This window comes from Acidobacteriota bacterium, assembly GCA_003696075.1.
In the GTDB taxonomy this organism is placed as follows: Bacteria; Acidobacteriota; Polarisedimenticolia; order J045; family J045; genus J045.
Map to the genome: position 1 here is coordinate 1 of RFHH01000112.1, position 18,612 is coordinate 18,612.

Annotated in this window: 18 protein-coding genes; 9 read left to right on the forward strand and 9 right to left on the reverse strand. The window is 73.4% G+C overall.

The window, feature by feature from the left end; genetic code table 11:
* Window positions 1-165: 165 nt before the first annotated feature.
* Complete coding sequence (locus D6718_07005; GenBank protein ID RMG45593.1) at window positions 166-624, reverse strand: metallophosphoesterase; 459 nt, start codon at window positions 622-624, stop codon at window positions 166-168.
* The gene (locus tag D6718_07010) at window positions 621-1,277 is read right to left on the reverse strand and encodes a hypothetical protein (protein ID RMG45594.1); all 657 of its coding nucleotides are present in this window, start codon (window positions 1,275-1,277) and stop codon (window positions 621-623) included. The genes D6718_07005 and D6718_07010 overlap by 4 nt, the downstream gene beginning before the upstream one ends.
* A 312-nt stretch (window positions 1,278-1,589) precedes the next feature.
* On the opposite strand from D6718_07010, the gene D6718_07015 reads away from it, so the two are divergent.
* The 8 genes from D6718_07015 (at window position 1,590) to D6718_07050 (ending at window position 9,312) form a co-directional block, all read left to right on the forward strand.
* A complete protein-coding gene (locus D6718_07015) occupies window positions 1,590-3,449 on the forward strand; it encodes a M1 family peptidase (GenBank protein ID RMG45610.1) in 1,860 nt (619 codons plus the stop codon).
* A 134-nt stretch (window positions 3,450-3,583) separates the two neighbouring features.
* On the forward strand, window positions 3,584-4,000 hold the full coding sequence (locus tag D6718_07020; GenBank protein ID RMG45595.1) for a hypothetical protein: 417 nt from the start codon (window positions 3,584-3,586) through the stop codon (window positions 3,998-4,000).
* 56 nt (window positions 4,001-4,056) lie between these two features.
* Window positions 4,057-5,439 carry a carboxypeptidase regulatory-like domain-containing protein gene (locus D6718_07025; protein RMG45596.1) on the forward strand — a complete coding sequence of 461 codons (1,383 nt, stop codon included), beginning with the start codon at window positions 4,057-4,059 and terminating at the stop codon, window positions 5,437-5,439.
* Between the two features lie 11 nt (window positions 5,440-5,450).
* A complete protein-coding gene (locus D6718_07030; GenBank protein RMG45597.1) occupies window positions 5,451-6,446 on the forward strand; it encodes an isoaspartyl peptidase/L-asparaginase in 996 nt (331 codons plus the stop codon).
* A 47-nt stretch (window positions 6,447-6,493) separates the two neighbouring features.
* A complete protein-coding gene (locus D6718_07035) occupies window positions 6,494-6,700 on the forward strand; it encodes a hypothetical protein (protein ID RMG45598.1) in 207 nt (68 codons plus the stop codon).
* A gap of 27 nt (window positions 6,701-6,727) precedes the next feature.
* On the forward strand, window positions 6,728-7,042 hold the full coding sequence (locus D6718_07040; protein ID RMG45599.1) for a hypothetical protein: 315 nt from the start codon (window positions 6,728-6,730) through the stop codon (window positions 7,040-7,042).
* Window positions 7,043-7,263: 221 nt separating this feature from the next.
* Window positions 7,264-7,725: a hypothetical protein gene (locus tag D6718_07045; protein ID RMG45600.1), complete on the forward strand. Its 462-nt coding sequence runs from the start codon at window positions 7,264-7,266 to the stop codon at window positions 7,723-7,725.
* A gap of 69 nt (window positions 7,726-7,794) precedes the next feature.
* Window positions 7,795-9,312 carry a hypothetical protein gene (locus D6718_07050; protein RMG45601.1) on the forward strand — a complete coding sequence of 506 codons (1,518 nt, stop codon included), beginning with the start codon at window positions 7,795-7,797 and terminating at the stop codon, window positions 9,310-9,312.
* 148 nt (window positions 9,313-9,460) lie between these two features.
* Here the strand turns inward: D6718_07050 and D6718_07055 are convergent, their stop codons facing one another.
* From D6718_07055 to D6718_07080, 6 genes are read right to left on the reverse strand one after another with little or no spacing between them, the layout of a single operon-like run.
* Window positions 9,461-11,110 (reverse strand): sensor histidine kinase, encoded by a 1,650-nt coding sequence (locus tag D6718_07055; protein ID RMG45602.1) that lies wholly within the window; start codon window positions 11,108-11,110, stop codon window positions 9,461-9,463.
* Window positions 11,107-12,657: a sigma-54-dependent Fis family transcriptional regulator gene (locus D6718_07060; GenBank protein ID RMG45603.1), complete on the reverse strand. Its 1,551-nt coding sequence runs from the start codon at window positions 12,655-12,657 to the stop codon at window positions 11,107-11,109. The genes D6718_07055 and D6718_07060 overlap by 4 nt, the downstream gene beginning before the upstream one ends.
* Window positions 12,488-13,435: a methionyl-tRNA formyltransferase gene (locus D6718_07065; GenBank protein RMG45604.1), complete on the reverse strand. Its 948-nt coding sequence runs from the start codon at window positions 13,433-13,435 to the stop codon at window positions 12,488-12,490. The genes D6718_07060 and D6718_07065 overlap by 170 nt, the downstream gene beginning before the upstream one ends.
* Before the next feature lie 12 nt (window positions 13,436-13,447).
* The gene (gene xerC, locus D6718_07070; protein RMG45605.1) at window positions 13,448-14,344 is read right to left on the reverse strand and encodes a tyrosine recombinase XerC; all 897 of its coding nucleotides are present in this window, start codon (window positions 14,342-14,344) and stop codon (window positions 13,448-13,450) included.
* A gap of 13 nt (window positions 14,345-14,357) precedes the next feature.
* A complete protein-coding gene (locus D6718_07075; protein ID RMG45606.1) occupies window positions 14,358-15,044 on the reverse strand; it encodes a hypothetical protein in 687 nt (228 codons plus the stop codon).
* Window positions 15,041-16,417, reverse strand: a complete 1,377-nt coding sequence (locus D6718_07080) for a methylenetetrahydrofolate--tRNA-(uracil(54)-C(5))-methyltransferase (FADH(2)-oxidizing) TrmFO (GenBank protein RMG45607.1) — start codon at window positions 16,415-16,417, stop codon at window positions 15,041-15,043. Before D6718_07080 ends, D6718_07075 begins: the two co-directional genes overlap by 4 nt.
* A gap of 148 nt (window positions 16,418-16,565) precedes the next feature.
* Between D6718_07080 and D6718_07085 the strand changes: the two genes are divergently transcribed.
* Window positions 16,566-18,158, forward strand: coding sequence for a hypothetical protein (locus tag D6718_07085; protein RMG45608.1), 1,593 nt, complete (start codon window positions 16,566-16,568; stop codon window positions 18,156-18,158).
* A gap of 175 nt (window positions 18,159-18,333) precedes the next feature.
* Here D6718_07085 and D6718_07090 read toward each other — a convergent pair.
* A partial coding sequence (locus D6718_07090; protein RMG45609.1) for a sodium:proton antiporter occupies window positions 18,334-18,612 on the reverse strand: 279 nt, incomplete at its 5' end.

Here is an 18,612-nt window from a genome sequence, read left to right on the forward strand (position 1 = left end):
GCCCCCACGCCGCCCGGGTCGCCATTCCGACCGCTCGAATCCCCGGGGCCCGCTCGCGCCGATCTCTCCCGGCGTTCCCTCCCGATCGACGGTCCGGCCGGAGGGGCGGGACCTCCCGGCGGGGATCCGCCGGGGGGACGCGAGGCCGCCGCCGGCGCGCCGGGGTCACCCGGCGAGGCGGACGAAGCGGGGGCGCGGGGTGCCCCCTTCGATTTCGAGGATGGCCAGCGTGACCGGGTACCGGAAGCGGCGGGGGCCGGCGCTTCCGGGATTGAGGTAGAGCACCCCGCCGCGGCGCCGGCGCTCCGGTGTGTGGCTGTGGCCGTGGAGGACCACTGCGATTCCGGCCCGGTCGGGTGCGATGTCCAGCAGGCCGAGATCGTGACGCGCATGGATGGTGATCCCCTCCGCCTCGAAGGTGTCCGAGGGAGGGAGGCTCGCCGCCCACGCCCCACCATCGCAGTTTCCGCGAACGGCACGGACCGGCGCGAGGCGGGAGAGCTCTTGCAGGATGCCCGGGCTGCAGACGTCGCCGAGGTGCACGATGAGATCGGCGCCGGCGAGGGCGTCCAGCGCCTCCGGGCGGAGGAGATCGTGCGTGTCGGACAGGACGCCGATCCTCACCGGCCCTCCCCGGGCAGCCGCTCGATCCGCGCTTCGCCGGCGGTGGCGTCGGTCAGCGTCCGGACCAGCGACTCGAGGCGGCTGCTCTTGACCTCGAGGGTGAGCCTCGGGGCGGGGTCGAAGGCTCGGTCGACCGAGACCAGGGCGTCACCCGCCCTCGCCAGTGCGGCCTCGACCGCCCCGAGCCGCTCGTACTCGCAGCGGAGGAGAACCCGCTCGGTCCGCCACACCTCCCGGCGCGGCGCGGCCTCCAGGGCCCGCCGGGCCGCCTCCGCGTAGGCGCGCGCCAGCCCCCCCGTTCCCAGCTTCGTGCCGCCGAAATAGCGCGTGACCACGCAAAGCGTGTCGAGGAGTCCTGCGTGCCGAAGGGTGGAGAGGATCGGAGCGCCGGCGGTTCCCGACGGCTCCCCCGCGTCGTCGCAGCGCTCCTCCGGTTCGCCCGGTCCCGCGAGGCGCAGCGCCCAGCAGTGGTGCGTCGCGTCGTGGTACCGGCGGCGGATCGCGGCGAGGAGGCGGCCGGCGTCGTCGACCGAACCCGCCGGCAACGCCTGGCCGATGAACCGCGAGCCCCGGACCCGCGTCTCCACCTCGGGACCGGGCTCCACCGAGAGGACGCGGTCGGCGTCCCGGGGTGCGTCGGCGCCCGTGCCCATGCGGAAAGTCTACCCGCGACAGCCGGGCCGCCGCGCGACCGCCGCGCCGCCGGAAAGGCCCGGGTCCCCGACGGAAGCGGGAAACTCGCCGGCGGCCGCCGTCCCCCGCGCGGGCGCGGTCATCGCCGGCCGCCGTCCCCCGCGCGAACGCGGCCGTCGCCGGCCGCGAACCCGCCGGGCCGGCCCTCGTCCTCCTCGCCGAGCCGTCTCCGATCCGGAGAGGCGACCGGACGCCGCGTGCGCCTCCGCGGCGGGCCGGCCTATGATCGCCCGTCCCGAGGAGGCCCGGTGGGAACCGAACGGAGGCCACGAATCCGGCGGGGCCGGACGCTGGGTGCGCTCGGCGCCGCCGCCGGATTGCTCCTCGCGGCCGGGTGCGGCGCGCCGGCGGCCCCGGACGGCCCCGATCCCCATTCCTGGTCGCACCCCGAGCAGGTCCGGGTCACGCACCTCGCGCTCGACCTCGAGGCCGACTTCGAGGCGCGGCGCCTGTCCGGCTCCGTGCGGCTCGACTTGGACCGCCGCGATCCCGGCGCTCCGCTCGTGCTCGACACCCGCGACCTCGAGATCCGGTCCGTGCGGGACGGAAAGGGAAGGCCCCTGCAGTGGCGTCTCGGCCCGGCCCGGGCGGGACTCGGGCGGCCGCTCGCCGTCGAGCTCCGCCCGGAAACGAGATCGGTCGTCGTCGCCTACCGGACGGATCCAGAGGCCGCCGCTCTGCAATGGCTGGATCCCGAGCAGACGGAGGGGGGGCGGCATCCCTTCCTCTATTCCCAGTCGCAGTCGATCCTCGCGCGGAGCTGGATCCCCTGCCAGGACACCCCTTCCGTGCGCGCGACCTACGAAGCCACGGTCCGCGTGCCTCCGCCGCTGATGGCGCTGATGAGCGCCGAGAATCCGACCGAACCGGCGCCCGACGGCGTCTACCGGTTCCGGATGCCGCAGCCGATCCCCGCCTATCTGATGGCCATCGCGGCCGGTGAGCTGGAATTCCGCCCCCTCGGTCCCCGCTCCGGCGTCTATGCCGAGCCGGAGGTGGTCGACCGGGCGGCCCGGGAATTCGCCGAGACCGAAGAGATGATGGCCGTCGCCGAATCGCTCTACGGGCCGTACCGGTGGGGCCGCTACGACATCCTCGTCCTGCCGCCGAGCTTTCCGTTCGGTGGGATGGAAAACCCGCGCCTGACCTTCGTCACGCCGACGGTGCTGGCGGGGGACCGCTCGCTCACCGCGCTGGTCGCCCACGAGCTGGCGCACTCCTGGTCGGGAAACCTCGTCACCAACGCGACCTGGAACGACTTCTGGCTCAACGAGGGATTCACGACCTACATCGAAGTCCGGATCATGGAGGCGCTGAGGGGGAAGGAGTACGCCGACATGTTGCGGGCCCTCGGGCGACACGCCCTTGAGGAGGAGTTGGACCGCCTCGGCCGCAGCTCGCCCGACACCCGGCTCGCCCTGGATCTTGCGGGCCGGGACCCGGACGAGGCGATGACGGATGTGCCTTACGAGAAGGGGCGCATGTTCCTCGAACGTCTCGAGCGGCGGTTCGGCCGCCGGGCGTTCGACGCGTTCTTGCGGCGCTACTTCGATGCGTTCGCGTTCCGCCCGGTCACGACGAAGGACTTCCGCCACTTCCTCGCGGCGCATCTCGCCAAGGACGACCCGGAGGCGCTCGAAGAGGCCGAGCTTTGGATCGACATGCCGGGGTTGCCCGAGGACTCCCCGGAGGTCGTCCCGGAGGCGTTCGCCCGAGTCGACCGGCAGTTCGAGGCCTGGCGTTCCGGAACGCCGGCCGATCGTCTCGATGCCGGCGGCTGGAACACGCAGCAGTGGCTGCGGTTCCTGGGCCACCTCGAGGATCCGGTCCCCGTGGACCGGATGGCAGAGCTGGACGCAGCGTTCCACTTCACCGACTCGGCGAACGCCGAGATCCTCGGCGCGTGGCTCCGGCACGCCGTGCGGTCCCGCTATCGCGCGGCCGATGCCCGCCTGGAGGAGTTTCTGCTCGAGGTCGGCCGCTTGAAGTTCCTCGAGCCCCTCTACCGCGATCTGTCGGCGACGGAGGAAGGGCGGGCACGGGCCCGCGCGCTCTTCGAGCGGGCGAGTCCCCGCTACCACCCGATCACCCGCGCAGCGATCCGCAAGATCCTGAACGACGCCGGCGCGTGAACCCGCCGCCGGGGTGGCCCCGGCCGCCCACGGGGCACGACGATTCACTCCGGCGGGCCCGCGGCTGTGTCAACCGGGCGGGCCCGTCCGCGTCTTCGACGAATGGAGGCGCGGGAGGAGCGACCCCGACGGAGGTGATCATGAGCGCACCGTTTTCGAGGTTCGGACGCATTCTCGCGGCGGCGGTCTGTCTCGCCTTCCTCGCCGCGCCGGCGATCGCGCATCCGAGACCGTGGCGTCACCACCACCGCCGCGTCCGCGCGCACGCCGTGATCGTCATCGGCACCCCGCGCCCCCTGCACCGGGTCGTGATCGTCGACGGGCGGCCGGGTGCGGTCGTCGACTTCAACGTGAAGCCCAAGTCTTCCCGGATCTGGGTCGACGGCACCTACCGCGGCACGGCCGACGAATTCGATGGCTTCCCCCGCAAGATGCATCTCCGTCCCGGCCGTCACGTCGTGCGGATCGTCACGCCGGACGGCGTCGACGTCAGGCGTGAGGTCGTGCTGGCGGCAGGCACGGAGGTGGACGTCAACCTCGACCTGCGGTGACCGCACGCCGGCGTCCGCGGTAAGCTCGCCCGGGACGCGCTCCCGGAGAGCCCGCGGTGTCCCGGAGGCTGCTGGTGCCGGCCCTGGTCGCGTCGGCCGCCACGTGCGCGGCGGTCGCGGCCGCGGGCTGCTTCCAGCCTGCCGGCGGGTCGGTTTTCGAGGCGGCTTTTGGCCGGGTCGTGAGATGGCCGGAGGGAGCCGAGGTCTGGCGCCCTCCGGCGGGCGATCCCGTGGCCGTCGCGTGCACGGGGGATGGGATTCTCGTCGCCGTGCAGCGGGAATCCCGCGCCGAGGTGTGGGAGGTCCCCTCGGACGCAGCGGGTGCGCGCCTCGTGGGCCGGTGGCGGGGCCGGGCCGTCGATCTTCTCGTCGCCGGAGGGAATCCGCTGCTCGTGGCGGAACTCGGGGGCGACCGGGCTGTGCTGGTCGCCGCGCGCCGGCGGCACCCGCCGGTGCGCCGGCTTTCCCTCGCTCCGCGCTCGGCGGCCGTTGCCCCGGACGGCGGGGCGGTGCTCGTCGCCGCGGGGAGCTCTCTGCGAAGCTTCCGCCTGCCCGATCTCGGCACCTGGCTCGTCTATCCGCTCGGGTTTCCCGCCGGCAAGATCTCCGTCCGGGAGGGATCGAGCCGGATCGCCGCCGCCGCGCCGGACGGCGTGCGCCTGATCGACCTCGGCGACAGCGCGATCCACGGGCGGATGCCGGTGCGCGCCGAGTCCAGGTTGGGTCCCGTCGCCGATATCGTCTGGACGACGCGCGAGCCGGCGGCGGTGGCGGTCCTCACGCGCTCGCCTCCGGAGGTGCGGTTCCTCCGGGGCGAGGATCTCGGGGAGTTCGGCCGGATCGCGGTCGGTCCGGAGGCTCGCGCCCTGGTCCCGCTCCCCGAGGGCTCGGTTCTCGTCCTGCGGGGCGGCCGCCCCCCGCGACGCGTCGCCGCCGGGCCGCCGCCCGAGGGGCGAGGCGCACCGGCCTCCGTGGAGACGAGCGCGGACGCGCCTCGCTTCCGGCCAGCCGTCCCGCGGAACGCCGGCGGCGGCGCGGCAGCGGAACGGGAGCCGCCCCCCGATGGCGAAAAGGAAGCGGACCGCGACCAGACCCCCGCCGCCCCGCACCCGGGCCGCCGCCCCGGGCCGCGGCCAGCGGCACCGGAGGCGCCCGCCGGGAAGATCGAGGGGAGCCTTCGGGGGCGCGTCGAACTCGCCGCCGAGGTCGTCCTGGTCGGCCCTGACGATATCCTCCGCGAATGGGCGCGGCTCGCCCCCGATCCCGCCGGCCCCGGCCGGGCCGGGTTCCGCGCGGAGGGGCTGCCGCCGGGCCGCTACCGGGTCATGATCTTCGGGCCGGGAGGAGCCAGCCTCGACGTCCGGCCCGAGGTGGCGGACGTCCGGGTCGGGCCGGGCGAGACCGTCCGCCTCCGTTTCGAGGTGCGCGGGCTGCGGTGAGGGAGGCGAAGATGCGGGCGAGTGCGTGCGTGGGACTTCTGCTGACGTTGTCGATGATGGCCTGCCAGCGCGGGGGGGCGGCGAGCCCGCCGGAAGCGGGACGGGCCAGGCGTCCGGCTTGGGTGCTCGTGATTCACGGGGGCGCCGGATCCGCCCGCCCGGAGAGCACCAGCCCGGAACGCGTGACCGCCTTCACGGAGGGACTGAAGGCGGCGCTGACACGGGGCAAGGAGATCCTCGAGCGGGGAGGAAGCAGCGTCGATGCCGTGGAGGCGGTCATCGCGACGCTCGAGGACGATCCCGCGTTCAACGCCGGGAAGGGCGCCGTGTTCACGCACGAGGGCCGGAACGAACTGGACGCGTCGATCATGGACGGCGCGACGATGCGGTGCGGCGCGGTGACCGGCGTCACGCGCGTGAAAAACCCGATCAAGCTCGCCCGGGCGGTCATGGAGCGCTCGCGGCACGTCTTCTTCGCGGGCGAAGGCGCGGAGCGGTTCGCGGAGAGGGTCGGGCTCGAGCTGGTCGACCCGTCCTACTTCTTCACCCAGCGCCGATGGGACGCGCTGCAGCGGGCTCTCGAGAAGGAGCGCTCCGCTCCGGCAGGACACGGGACGGTGGGCGCCGTGGCCCTCGACCGCGAAGGACGCCTCGCGGCGGGAACCTCCACCGGCGGGCTCACCAACAAGGCGACGGGCCGGATCGGCGATTCGCCCGTGATCGGGGCCGGAACCTATGCCGACGGCACGGCCGCCATCTCCTGTACCGGTCAGGGAGAGCAGTTCATCCGGTACACGGTGGCGCGCACGGTCGCCGCTCTCGTCGAGTACAAGGGGCTGACCCTCGAGCAGGCGGCTCACCACGTGATCGATGACGTCCTCCGCCCCGGCGACGGGGGACTGATCGCCGTCGGAGCGGACGGGTCGGTGGCGATGGTCTACAGCACGCCGTCGATGCTCAGGGGGGTCGCCGACGCCGACGGGCGCTTCGAGGTGGCGATCTGGTAACGTGGGAACGCGGGCGGATCGACCCGCCCGAGGGAAAGGAGATTCCGATGCCCCGCCCTGCCCGCTGGCTGGCCTTGCCCGCATTGAGCCTGGCGTTCGCCTGCGCCGCAGCCGAACCGCCGGCCGCTCCCATCGGGGTCGGTTCGATCGCCCCCGATTTCACCCTGCCCGCCGCCGGAGGAGGCACGCGCACGCTCTCGCAGGTCGCCGGCAAGAAACCGGTCGTGCTCGTCTTCTTCCGAGGAGTGTGGTGACCCTATTGCCGGAAGCAGCTCGGTGAGCTGCACGCGAATCGCCAGGCGTTCGAATCGCTCGGTGCCGAACTGTGGGCCGTCAGCCCCGATCCCGTTGCGAGGCTGGAGCGATGGGCCGGGGATGCGGGGGTGCGGTTGACCCTCCTCTCCGACACCGAACTCGAAGTGATCCGCGCCTACGGCGTGATCAACGAGGAGAAGCGCTCCGTTCCTCACCCCACGGCCATCCTGATCGGCCGTGACGGGCGCGTCCGGTGGATCCGGATCGACCGCGACTTCCGGAAGCGCCCCGCGGCGCGGGAGCTGCTGGATCAGCTCCGCCGGCTGGAGCCGGGCGGCTGAGCTCGCCCCCGGTCGGGCTTCCGGGCGGCAGGCCTCGCCTGGAGCATGCCCTCGCGGTAGTCTTCACCGCTCCGCTCCCGGTGGGGGCGGGAGCGGGCGGTCCGCCGGGGCGGGTCCTCCGGCCCCGGGTGCCGCGGCGGGCGGGGCGGCCGCCCCGCCGATGCGGCGGGATCACGAGCGGGAGCGCGCGGGGTGGGCGCGCCCCGCGGGGGAGTGCGGCGATGGAGACGTTCCTTCTCTACCTCCTTCACGGCCTGGCGGCGATGGTCTGGGTGGGAGGCCTCGTCTTCGCCGGCTTCGTTCTCCAGCCGGCAGCCCGCGAAGTTCTCGACGGCGAGCGCCACACGAGGCTGTGGGCCCGGGCCCTCGGGACCTTCCTCGTCTGGTCGGCGGCGGCCGCGCTGCTCGTCCTGCTGACCGGTTTCCGGATGACCGCGGCGTTCGGCGGGATGGCGCGCCTTCCCTTGCACGTGAACCTGATGATGCTCTTCGGCCTCCTCGCGGCGGGGCTGATCGCCGCGGTGGCGCTCGGACCCTACCGCGCTCTTCGCACGGCCCTCGCGGCGGGCGATGCGCCGGCGGCGCGGGTGGCCCTCCGCCGCGCGCGCACGCTGATGTGGATCGAACTGCACCTCGGCGCGATCGCCTTTGCGCTCGGCGTTTCGGGGAAGTTCCTGGTGTAGCGAGTCCTGGGAAGCGGCGGCGGAGGGAGTTGTCGGAGGGCGCCGCGCCGGGGTACCGTCGGCCGGTCCATGCGCCTGCTCGCGACCTGTCTGCTCGGCATCGCCGTCGCCGCGGCCGGCCTCTCCGGCTGGTCCTACTTGGCCCACGCTCCGGAGCCGCCTCCCGGCCCGGAGATCGCCACCCGGTCGTTCTCCCCGGAAGAACTCGCCGCGGATCTCGAGTTCGTGCTCCGCACCTTCGAGGAGGTCCATCCCGACCTCTACTTTCACGTCTCCAAGGAGTCGATCGCGGCCCGCGCCGCCGAGCTGCGGAAGGCCTTGGCGCGGCCGATGACGCGCAAGGAGTTCTGGCCGCTGCTCGCCGAGCTGGCGGCTTCGTTCGGCGACGGCCACACCGGGCTGGAGTTCCCCGGGTTGGAACTTCGCAGCGCCATCGAGAATGGCGAGCGGTGGTTCCCGCTCGAGGTCGACGCTTTCGAGGACGGCGCCCTGCGGGTTTCGGCGGTCCACGAACCGGGCGCCGCCGTCGAGCCGGGGGCGTGGCTCACGAGCATCGCCGGCCGGCCCGCCGGCGAACTGTTCTCGCGCTTCGTGAAAACGCTCAGCGGCGAAAAGCTCTACTACCGCGAGTACCAGGCGCTGCGCAACTTCCGGATCCTGCTGTGGATCGAGGGTCTCGAACCGCCGTTCGACATCGAGTGGAGGACGGCGCCCGACGCTCCGGCGCAGCGCACGGTGCTCGGCGGCGTGACGTGGGAGGCGCTGAGGGAGGCGAAGGAGAAGCGACACAGCGAGAGCGCCGACTTCCGCTTCGAGCGCATGGACGGCGACATCGGCTATCTCGAGCTGCGACGCATGCGGCGTCTGGGCGCGTTTCGCTCGTTTCTCGAGCGCACCTTCCGCGAGATCCAGCGGCGTCCGATCCGCGGCCTCGTCATCGATCTCCGCCGCAACGGCGGCGGCTCGACCGACATCGGCCATGCGCTGCTGTCCTACATCACCGACAAGCCGTACCGGATGATGGCCCGCATGGAGCTCAAGGTCTCGCGGCAGAAGAAGCGCTGGATCGAGGAGACCTACTTTCCGCGGGCGCTGCGATGGCTCCCGCTCCAGTACCTGCACCCGCTGGGACGGCGGATCTGGCGCGCGCCCGAGGGCTCGATCCTCGGCTTCGAGGCCGAGACGAAGGTGCCTCCCGAGAACCCGCTGCGCTACGACGGCCCCGTCTGCGTGCTGATCGGCCCGCGCACCTTCTCCTCCGCGCAGAAGCTGGCGAACGCGATCAAGGACTACCACCTGGCGACGCTGATCGGCAGGGAAACCGGCGGCAACCCGAATGCCTTCGGCGAGATCTACTCCTTCCGGCTGCCGCACACGCGCCTGCAGGCCCGCGCATCGACGAAGCGCTACGTCCGCGCGAACGGCGACGCTTCGTGGTCCCGCGGGATCCTCCCGGACATCGAGGTCATTCCCACGCTCGAAGACAAGCGATCCGGACGCGACCGCGCGCTCGAAGTCGCGCGCGAATGGATCCTGGCGCAGCGCTCTCCGGAAGCGGCGCCGGCGCGGGGGCGTGCCGGCTCGTGACGGCAGCGCCGTCCCGCCGGCGCGCGGCCCGGAACGCGCCGCCGCCGCGGGAGGCGGCTCGACCCGGAACGCGAGGCGCCGCGCCGGTCCGGAGAGGCTCGGCGGAAAGATCGCCGGAAGCGCCGCCGGACCGGTCCCGCAAAGGGTGTCACCCCTTCTCGTCTCGCGAGGGGCCCGCGAGGGGGATGCGGATCGCGGTCCTCGCGCCTCCCCCAGGGCGGTTCTCGGCCTCGGAGCGGCCGCCGTGGGCCTCGGCGATGCGGGCGACGATGTACAGACCCAGGCCACTCGAGCCGGCCTTGAGCGAGGCGTCCTTGACGCGCGGCCGCGCCCGCGAGAAGGCCTGCGCCGGATCGAACGGAAAGCCGGGTCCGGTGTCCTCGACGCCGAGCACGATCTCGCCGTCTCCCCGCTCCGCGAACAGGCGAACCTCGTCCCCCTCGCCGCACGCGGCGATCGCGTTGGCGGCGAGGTTGGCGAGCGCGCGCTCGAGGAGCGACGCGTCGGCCTCGAACGGCGGCAGCGGCGCGTCGGCCCGCGTCGCCAGGCGAACCCCTCGCGTCTCCGAGAGGATCGCCAGCCGCTCGGCCACCTCCTCGAGCATCCCGTGCGCGAGAACCACCTCCCGCCGCAGCTCGATCGGCCCTTCCTCGGCCCGCGCGGCGGTCAAGACGTTCGTCAGGAACAGCTCGAGCCGCTCGCAGGTCTGGATGATGCGGCCGAGCGCCCGGCGCGTTCCCTCGTCCTCGGCCGTCTCGCGGAGCTGCTCTGCGGTGAGCTGGACGCCGGTCAGCGGCGCCTTGATGTCGTGGACGACGGCCCGAAGGTGCTCGAGCCGGTCGGAAAGACCGGCCGAGCGGGCGGCGGCCGCGTCCCGCTGGGCCACGAGGCGCCGCTCGCGAGTCGATGCGGCGCGAAGCAGGACACCGGTCACCAGCAGCATCAGTGCGAGGCCGCCGGCCCCGAGTCCGGCGGTCAGCCAGAGGAAGCGCCGGCGCGCCGCGGCCACGCCCGAACGGTCGATCCCCGCGACGATCCAGGTCGGCGGGCCCCCCGGATCCGACTCCAGCGGCGCGCGGTCGAGACGGACGTAGGCGAGGTCGAACGGGATGCCTCCGAGTTCGGTGCGGCCTGCAAGGTGGTCCGACTGGCCTCCCGGAAGGGGCGGCGGTGCCGGGAACGCGGCACCGACGGAGATCTCGCCGCGCAGGATCGCCAGCGGCACGCCCAGGTCGTGCGAGATCTCGTTGAGGAAGGCGGGCCCGAATCGCACGGCCCCGCGCACGGTGCCGAGGGTCCGCCCGGCGGCCGTGACCGGTACGTCGAACACGGCCGCCACCTGCCCGAGCAACGCCCGCCACGCCCCTCCGGACGACCTCGGAGGAGAGAGGCTTCCCAGCGACATGAGGGCGAGCGCGTTCGAGCCGCCGAGCGGGCGCCCCGCGGCGTCGAGGACGGCGATCAGCGGAGCCTCCGTACCGGAAGCGAGCCGGCGGACCGCGGCGCTCACCCGCGCGGCGTTGCGCTGGGCCAGCGCCTCCTGGAGCAGGCGGGCCTGCGCCAGTCCGCGGAGGAAGAGCCGGCTTCGCTCCACCCGCCGGAGGGTGAAGGCCGCGGCGACCGCGGCTGCCCTCTCCGCACGCGCCTCCTGCTCCCGGTCCAGCCGAACGCGCTCCCGCTGCCAGGAGACCACGCCCACCGCGCCCAGCGCGAGAGCTCCCGCAGCGGCGACGGCCGCCATCACGCGGGCGGTCTGCGGCAGTCCCGTGGGATCGTCCCGGGTCGGGCGGTCGCTCATGCCTGACGGTAGGAGGCGAGCTTGCGGTAGAGCGTCGCCAGGCTGATGCCGAGACGCTTCGCCGCAGCGCGCTTGTCGCCCGAGCACCGCTCGAGGGCGTGGAGGATCAGGTGACGCTCGGCCTCGGCCAGCGTCATCTCCTCGATGCGCCGGCCCGCGCCTTCCCGGCCGGATTCGTTACGGAGCGCCTCGGGAAGGTCGCCGACGTCGATCAGGGGCCCCTCGGCGAGCGCCGCCGCCCGCGCGATCACGTTTTCCAGCTCGCGGACGTTCCCCGGCCACGAGTAGCGACAGAGCGCGTCGATCGCCGCGGGGGTGAAGCCCTCCAGGCGAGCCCCCCGCGCCGCCTCGCGGGCCAGGAAGTGGCGGGCGAGCAGGAGCACGTCGTCGCCCCGCTCGCGCAAGGGGGGAATGCGCAGGGTGATCACGTTGAGCCGGAAGTACAGGTCCTCGCGAAAGCGGCCCGCGGCGACCTCCTTTTCGAGGTCGCGGTTCGTCGCGGCGATGACGCGGCAGTCGACGCGGCGAGTGGCCGACTCCCCCAGGCGCTGGATCTCCCCGCTCTGGAGGACGCGCAGGAGCTTCACCTGGACCGGCGGCGAGATCTCGCCGACCTCGTCGAGGAAGATCGTCCCCCGGTGGGCCTGCTCGAAATGGCCCGCCCGGTCGCGCACCGCGCCGGTGAAGGCGCCGCGGACGTGGCCGAAGAGCTCCGCCTCGAGGAGCGTGTCGGGGATCGCCGCGCAGTGGACCTTCACGAGGCGCCGGTCGCTCCGCGGGCTCAGCTCGTGGATCGCTTCCGCGATCACCTCCTTCCCCGTGCCGGTCTCGCCGGTCAGCAGGACGCTCGCTTGACTGGGAGCGATCTTTTCGACCTGGCGCAGCACCCGCGTGAATGCCGGGGAAGTGCCGATCACGTTGTCGAGCCGCCGCCGTGCCCGGAGATCCTGTCGGAGCCGGCGGTTCTCCGCGGCGAGTTCGTGCTGGGCGAGCGCGAGCGCCAGCGCCTTCCGCAGCGCCCGCGCGCGCGGCGGCTTGACCAGCACGTCCACGACGCCGTGCTTCATCAGGGAGACGGCGTCTTCCACCGTCGCCTGGCCGGAAACCACCAGGAACGTGGTGTCGGGACACGGTTCCCGGAGCGAGAGAACGAACTCGAGGCCGTTCATCTCGGGCATCGCGAAGTCGGTGATCACCACCGCAGGGGGCTCTTCCCGCGCGGCCTCGAGCGCCGCCCGCGGGCGCTCGAAGGTGCGGATGTCGTGGCCCTCGGGCGCCAGCGCGGCCGCGACCGCCTCGCAGGTCACGGGATCGTCGTCCACCACGAACACGACAGCCAACGCGACGCCTCCTCCGCTTCCAGGTCTCGGTGCGCCCCTATCCGCCGCCGTCCTCCAGCCTTTCCGCAGGAGGCAGGAGCTTCTCCGGGGGGCCGTAGCGCCCCCGCCAGTGCACGAGGCGGAGGGCGAGCCAGCCGTCGCCGCACGCGACGCGCCAGGCGCCGCCCTCGGCCAGAACGGTCCCCGGCGCCGCGCCCTCCGGCCCATCGGCGGGCTCCGCCCGGACCACGCCCAGCGGCTCGCCGGCGAGCCGCGCCCGGGGATGGCCCCAGGGGGAGGGTAGGGGATAGTAGTCGGCGGCGCGGATGAAGGCGTCCAGCCGTTCGGCGGGCCATTCCCAGCGGATCCGGCCTCCGTGCGGAACGCCGCGCCCGTAGTAGCTGCGCGAGGACCTGTCCTGGGGACGCCGGGGGATCCTCGGCGGTTCGGCCCGGGCGTCGTCGAGCAGGCGCTCGAGCAGCGCGACACCCTCGCGGATGCACCTCGCCGCGACCGACAACCCCGTCGCGCGCGGCTCGATGGGGAAGATCGTCTGGTAAGCGATGTCCCCGGTGTCGATGCCCCGGTCCATCCAGTGAACGGTCACGCCGTGCTGCCGCTCGCCGTTCAACACGGCCCAGCTCGGCGCGTTCAGTCCGGCGTACCTCGGCAGCGGGCCCGGGTGGAGGTTGAAGGCGCCGATGCGGGCCGCCTCCAGGATCTCCGGCCGGATCAAGTAGAGCGAGTGGACGTTGAGGATCAGATCGACCGCCAGCGCCGAGACCTCCCGGGCGAAGGCGGGCTCCTTCACCCGCTCCGGCGGAAGGACCGGGATCCCCGCCGCCTCGGCGACCTCGCGCACGCTCGCCCCGCGAACTCCGGCGCCGGGGCGTTTCGCGAGCACGCCGACGATCTCGTGGGGCGAGGCGAGCAGGCGCCTGAGAACCTGCACGCCGGCCGACTCCTCGCCGACCAGCAGGACCCGACGCGCGCGCCCCTCCGGCACCGCTCGGCTTCCTCAGGCTCGGGGGTGCGAGGCGTCGTAGACGTCCAGCACCCGCTCGAGAGAGAGCTTCGTGTAACGCTGCGTGGTCGACAACCGCGCGTGGCCCAACAGCTCCTGGATCGCGCGGAGGTCCATTCCCGACTCGAGCATGTGCGTCGCGAAGGAATGGCGCAGCGCGTGGGGGTGGACGCCGCGCGCGAGCGCCGCGCGGCGCACCGCCCGATCGAGGATGCGTCGGACGGAGCGGTCGGTGAGCCGGCCTCCGCGCATGTTGAGGAACAGCGCCGCGCTGCCCGAGCGCTCCCTGAGCGGTGCGGAGGCGGCGAGATAGGCCCGCAGTGCGGCGGCTGCGCGGCGGCCGAAAGGAACGATCCGCTCCTTCCGGCCCTTGCCCAGGACGCGCACCGTCCGCTCGCGCAGGTGCAGATCGTCGACGTCCAACCCGACCAGTTCGGAGACGCGCAGTCCGGCCCCGTAGAGAAGCTCGAGGAGCGCGCGATCGCGCCGGCCCGCCGCCGTCCCCGCATCCGGGGCTTCGAGCACCGCCGCGACGTCTTCCACGTCCAGCCGGTCCGGCAGCCGCTCCGCGCGCTTCGGATTGGCCAGCTCCTCGGCGGGGTTGGCGGAGACCTCGCCCCGCCGGGCGAGCCACCGGAAAAGGGAGCGCACCGCGGAAAGGCGCCGCGCGATCGTCGTGGCCGAAAGACCGCGGCGGTGCATGTCGCCCACCCAGGCGCGGAGGTGACCGGCCTTCACCTGCCGCGGGCCCGGCGGGCGGCGTCCGCCGCCGGCGCGCTCGAGGAAGAGGCAGAGATCGAGCAGATCGCGGCGGTAGGCGCGGACCGTTTCGCGGGAGCGGTCGAGGTCCTCCTCGAGGTGCGACAGGAATCGTTGGGCCGCCGACCGCACGGCTACGGACCGCTCAGGAGGGAACCGGGGGTCCGTCCGGGCAGCCGGCGTCGATCCACAGGATCAGCCGCCTCACCTGGTCGGCGGCGGCGGCCGCCGCGGCCCCCATCCGCCGCTCGTGCGCCTTCAGCTCGGGTAGCGCTTCGGCTAGCACATTCCGGATCCGCGCCGGGTCGAATCCGGCTTCGAGCAGCGCCACCGCGACCCGCCAGTCGGGCAGCGGCGCGGCGCTGAAGGCTCCGAACGCCCCGGTGAGGTCGCCCGCCGCCAGCCGCGCCCGGGCCATCAGCGACCTCGCCCGGGAGAGGAGTTCCGGCGTGTCCTCGCCCCGCTCCTCGCTCCACCGGAGGGCGAGCGCGGTGTGGTGCGAAGCCCGCTCGGGGTTGTCGAGCAGCAGCAGGTACCCCTCCGCCAGCGCCAGCGACGTTTCGGGATCGCCCGGAAGCTCCTCTTCCATCCGCTCCAACACCGCCCGCGCCTGCTCGGGACGGCCGGTGCGGGCGTGGCAGAGCGCGATCTGCGACATGAGGAACCGCCGTCCCGGAACGTCACCGCTGTGCGCCGTGCGCTCCAGCTCCCGCTCGAGGATGGCGATCGCCTCGTCGCCCCTCCCCTCGGCCAGGCGCCGCGCCACCTCGAACGAGGCGACGAAGTAGGCCCGGGCTCGGGGAGACGGGGGGGCGTCGTGCGAGCTGGTCATCGGCGTTCCGCTCCGGGTTCCGCCGCAGCGGCTCCCGGTGGCGGACCCGGGAGGGCGAGCGGCTCGTCCCTAAGATAGTCGCGCAGCGCCGCGAGCGCCCGCTCGACGAGAGCGGCGCGGCGTTCGCGCCGACGGCGCGGCGGGTCTTCGAGCGGCGGCAGCAGCCCGAAAGCGAAGTTCGCCGGCTGGTAGTGGTCGGGATTGGCCCCCGACACGTACCGCTGCAGCGCGCCGAGGGCACAGGCAGCGGGGAACACCGGAGGACGCCGGCCGAGGACCAGGGCGGCGGCGGACAGCCCGGCGAGCAGACCGGAGGCCGTCGACTCGGTGTAGCCCTCCACTCCCGATAGCTGCCCCGCGATCAAAAGGTCGGGACGCCGGCGGGTCTGGAAGGTCGGCAGCAGAACCCGCGGGGCGTTGACGTAGGTGTTCCGGTGGATCATGCCGTAGCGGACGAAGCGCGCCCGCTCGAGGCCGGGAATCATGCGGAAGATCCGCCGCTGCTCCCCTTGACGGAGCCGGTTCTGGAATCCGACGAGGCTGTAGTGCGTGGCCGCCAGGTCGTCCTGGCGGAGCTGGACGACCGCCCAAGGGCGGCGGCCGGTCCGGGGATCGACCAGCCCGACCGGCTTCATCGGCCCGAAGCGCAGCGTGTCGCGGCCGCGCAGCGCCAGCTCCTCGATCGGCAGGCAGCCCTCGAAGAGCAGCTCCCGGTCGAAGTCGTGCAGGTCGGCGCGGGTCGCGGCGATCAGCGCATCGTAGAAGGCGTCGTACTCCTCGCGCGTCATCGGGCAGTTGACATAGTCCTGCCCGCTTCCCTTGCCGTAGCGGGAGGCCCGGAACGCCACCGACCAGTCGATCGACGAGGCTTCCACGACGGGACTGATCGCGTCGTAGAAAGCGAGGTTCGCCTCGCCCGCGAACCGCGCGATCTCCTCCGCCATGGCGTCGCTGGAGAGGGGGCCGGTGGCGAGGATCGCAGGGCCGCGTTCGGGAATTCGCTTCACCTCCTCGCGGACCACCTCGATCCGAGGCTCGGACTCGATCCTCTCCGTCACCCGCTCGGCGAACAGCTCGCGGTCGACCGCCAGCGCCGCACCCGCCGGCAGGCGGGCCTCCTCCGCGCACTGCATGATCAGCGAGCCGAGTTCGCGAAGCTCCGCCTTGAGCAGTCCGTGGGCGCTCGTCAGCTCGACCGACTTGAAAGAGTTCGAGCAGACCAGTTCCGCCAGGCGGTCGCTCCGGTGCGCCGGTGTGGGGCGGACCGGCCGCATCTCGTACAGGCGCACCGAAAGCCCGCGCCGCGCGCACTGCCACGCCGCCTCGCTGCCGGCGAGCCCGCCCCCGACGATCACCACGTCCGGTCCGGCCACGGTCCCTCCATGCCCGTGCCGATCTTATCCGGCGCCCGCGGCGGGCGCCGCGGGAAACCGTCCGGGGCTCGGGCGAAAAAATGTGTGAAATCGGCCGCGTCGCGGGACTAGCCGGACAGGGAGCGCACCGGACGGGAAGGAGGTGCGCATGCGGAGCGTCCGTTTCGCGATCGGCTGGATTCTGGTCTCCGCGGTGGTGCTTTCGGCGGCGCCGGCCGGCACGGGTCCGGCCCAGCGGGAGATCTGGGTGGCCGACGCGGGTGGGATGTCGATCTCGATCATCGATCCCGCGACCGACACGGTGACCGGAGAGATCGATCTGAGCGACCTGCCGGGGGCGCCTAGGGGGGTCGCGCCGTCGAAGGTGCCGGCCGACCCCTCGGGAAAGGTGTTCGTGGCGCAGGGCTCGCACGTGCGCGTGATCGACACCGCCACCCGGACCCCGGTGTCGTCGTTCGACCTGGCGGCGGCGATCGGCGAGCCGGTGGACCTGAGGGCGCTGTCGGCGATGCGCCCGCGGCTGGTGCGGAGCGGGAGCGCCGAGCGGTGGCGGACGTACCTGTTCGCGGGCGGGCAGGTCGGCACGGCCGGATCGGACCGGCCGTGCTACTTCGTCCTCGACCAGGAGGCGCTGGTGGGAGCGAACACCGGGCCGGTGCTGGTCGACTGGGGAGACCTCGAGCCGTCGGGTGTGCCGGACGACGCCAGGGTCGAGGTCGGCGGCGTCACCGCGTCCGTGCCGTTGGGTGCTTCCGGTGCCGGCGCCTGGTACGCGCTGGAGCGCCGGGACCTCGCCACCGGCGAGGTCGCGATCGAAGGGGTGCTGATCGAGGTCGACGCTGGGGACAGCGCCTCGTTCCACGTGGCGGCGCGGCGCTCGTGGAGCATCGGCGCCGGGTCGCCGCTCGGCCTGGGGCCGGTGCCTTCGGCGCCCTACGACCGGCCGATTCCGGCGCTGCCGACGCGGTGGGAGGGCGCCGTCCGGAACCTCGACGGCCGGACGGGAGACCACTGCGACGCCGGCGGTGACCTGACGGCGGCGCTGATCGAGGGTCCGGGGAACTTCTCGTACACGGTGCTGCTGGCCGACCGCTCGGGTTCGGATGGCGGGCGGCTCGTGAGGATCGACCCGGTGACGTGCGACATCCTCGACACGCGTCCGCTTTCCGGCGAGCCGTCGGCGATGGCGCTGCTGCGGCCGTTCGCCGTGCAGCCGGACCGTGTCTACGTCGCGCTCGAGGACGCGGGGCAGGTCGCCTCGATCTCGCTCGCCGATCCGCTCGCCGACCGGACGGTCCCGCTCTGCGCGGCGCCGCCGTCCGCGGCCGCCGGCCCGCCGCCCTCCTGCAACAAGCAACCGCACGCGGTCGCGGTGGTCGGCGTGCCCAACGGGGCGTGCGACGTGAGCGGCCTTCGGGTGGCGAGGTCGGGTGAGGACATCGTGCTGACCTGGACGGCCGGCGGCGCCTGCGACCGGTTCGCCGTGTACTGCAAGTGCGAGTACTCGATCGACGAGGCGACCTGCCGGACGCTCTGCGCCCAGAACCCGCCGCCCGGCCCGCCGCCGGGCGCACCGCCGGACGCGATGGGCTCCGACGGGCTCGAGGGAGACAAAGAGCAGCTGGACGGTCAGTTCCCGTGGATCCTGCTCGGGCAGCCGTCGGCGACGAGCTTCACCCACACCGGCGGGGCGCGGGTACGCTCGGCGATGAGCTACGTCGTGCAACCGGCGGACGAATAGCGCGGATGACCCGGAGATCTTCGGGGCGAAGCGCCGCCGATGCCGCTGGCCGGCCCGCGCGCCGGTCGCGCTAGCCCGCAGGCCTGCCGGCGCGGTCCCCGGCGCGCACCGCGGAACGGCCGGACCGCGGGAGCGGGAAGGGCTCCACTCCGGGATGCCCGGCCGCCCGCCGCGTTCAGGCGAAGAAGACGAAGGTCACCGCGAGGAAGACCGGGAGCAGGAGGGGGATGCTCCACCGGGCGAGGTAGCCGAAGAACGACGGCATCGGCACCCCGGCCTCCTCGGCGATCGACTTGACCATGAAGTTCGGCGCGTTGCCGATGTAGGTCATCGCGCCGAAGAAGACGGCGCCGGCCGAGATCGCGAGCAGATAGTGGTTGTGCGTCGCGATCAGGTTGGCGACGGCGGCGTGCTCCTCCATGCCGGGGTAGAAGCGCCCGAGGGCGGTGTTGAA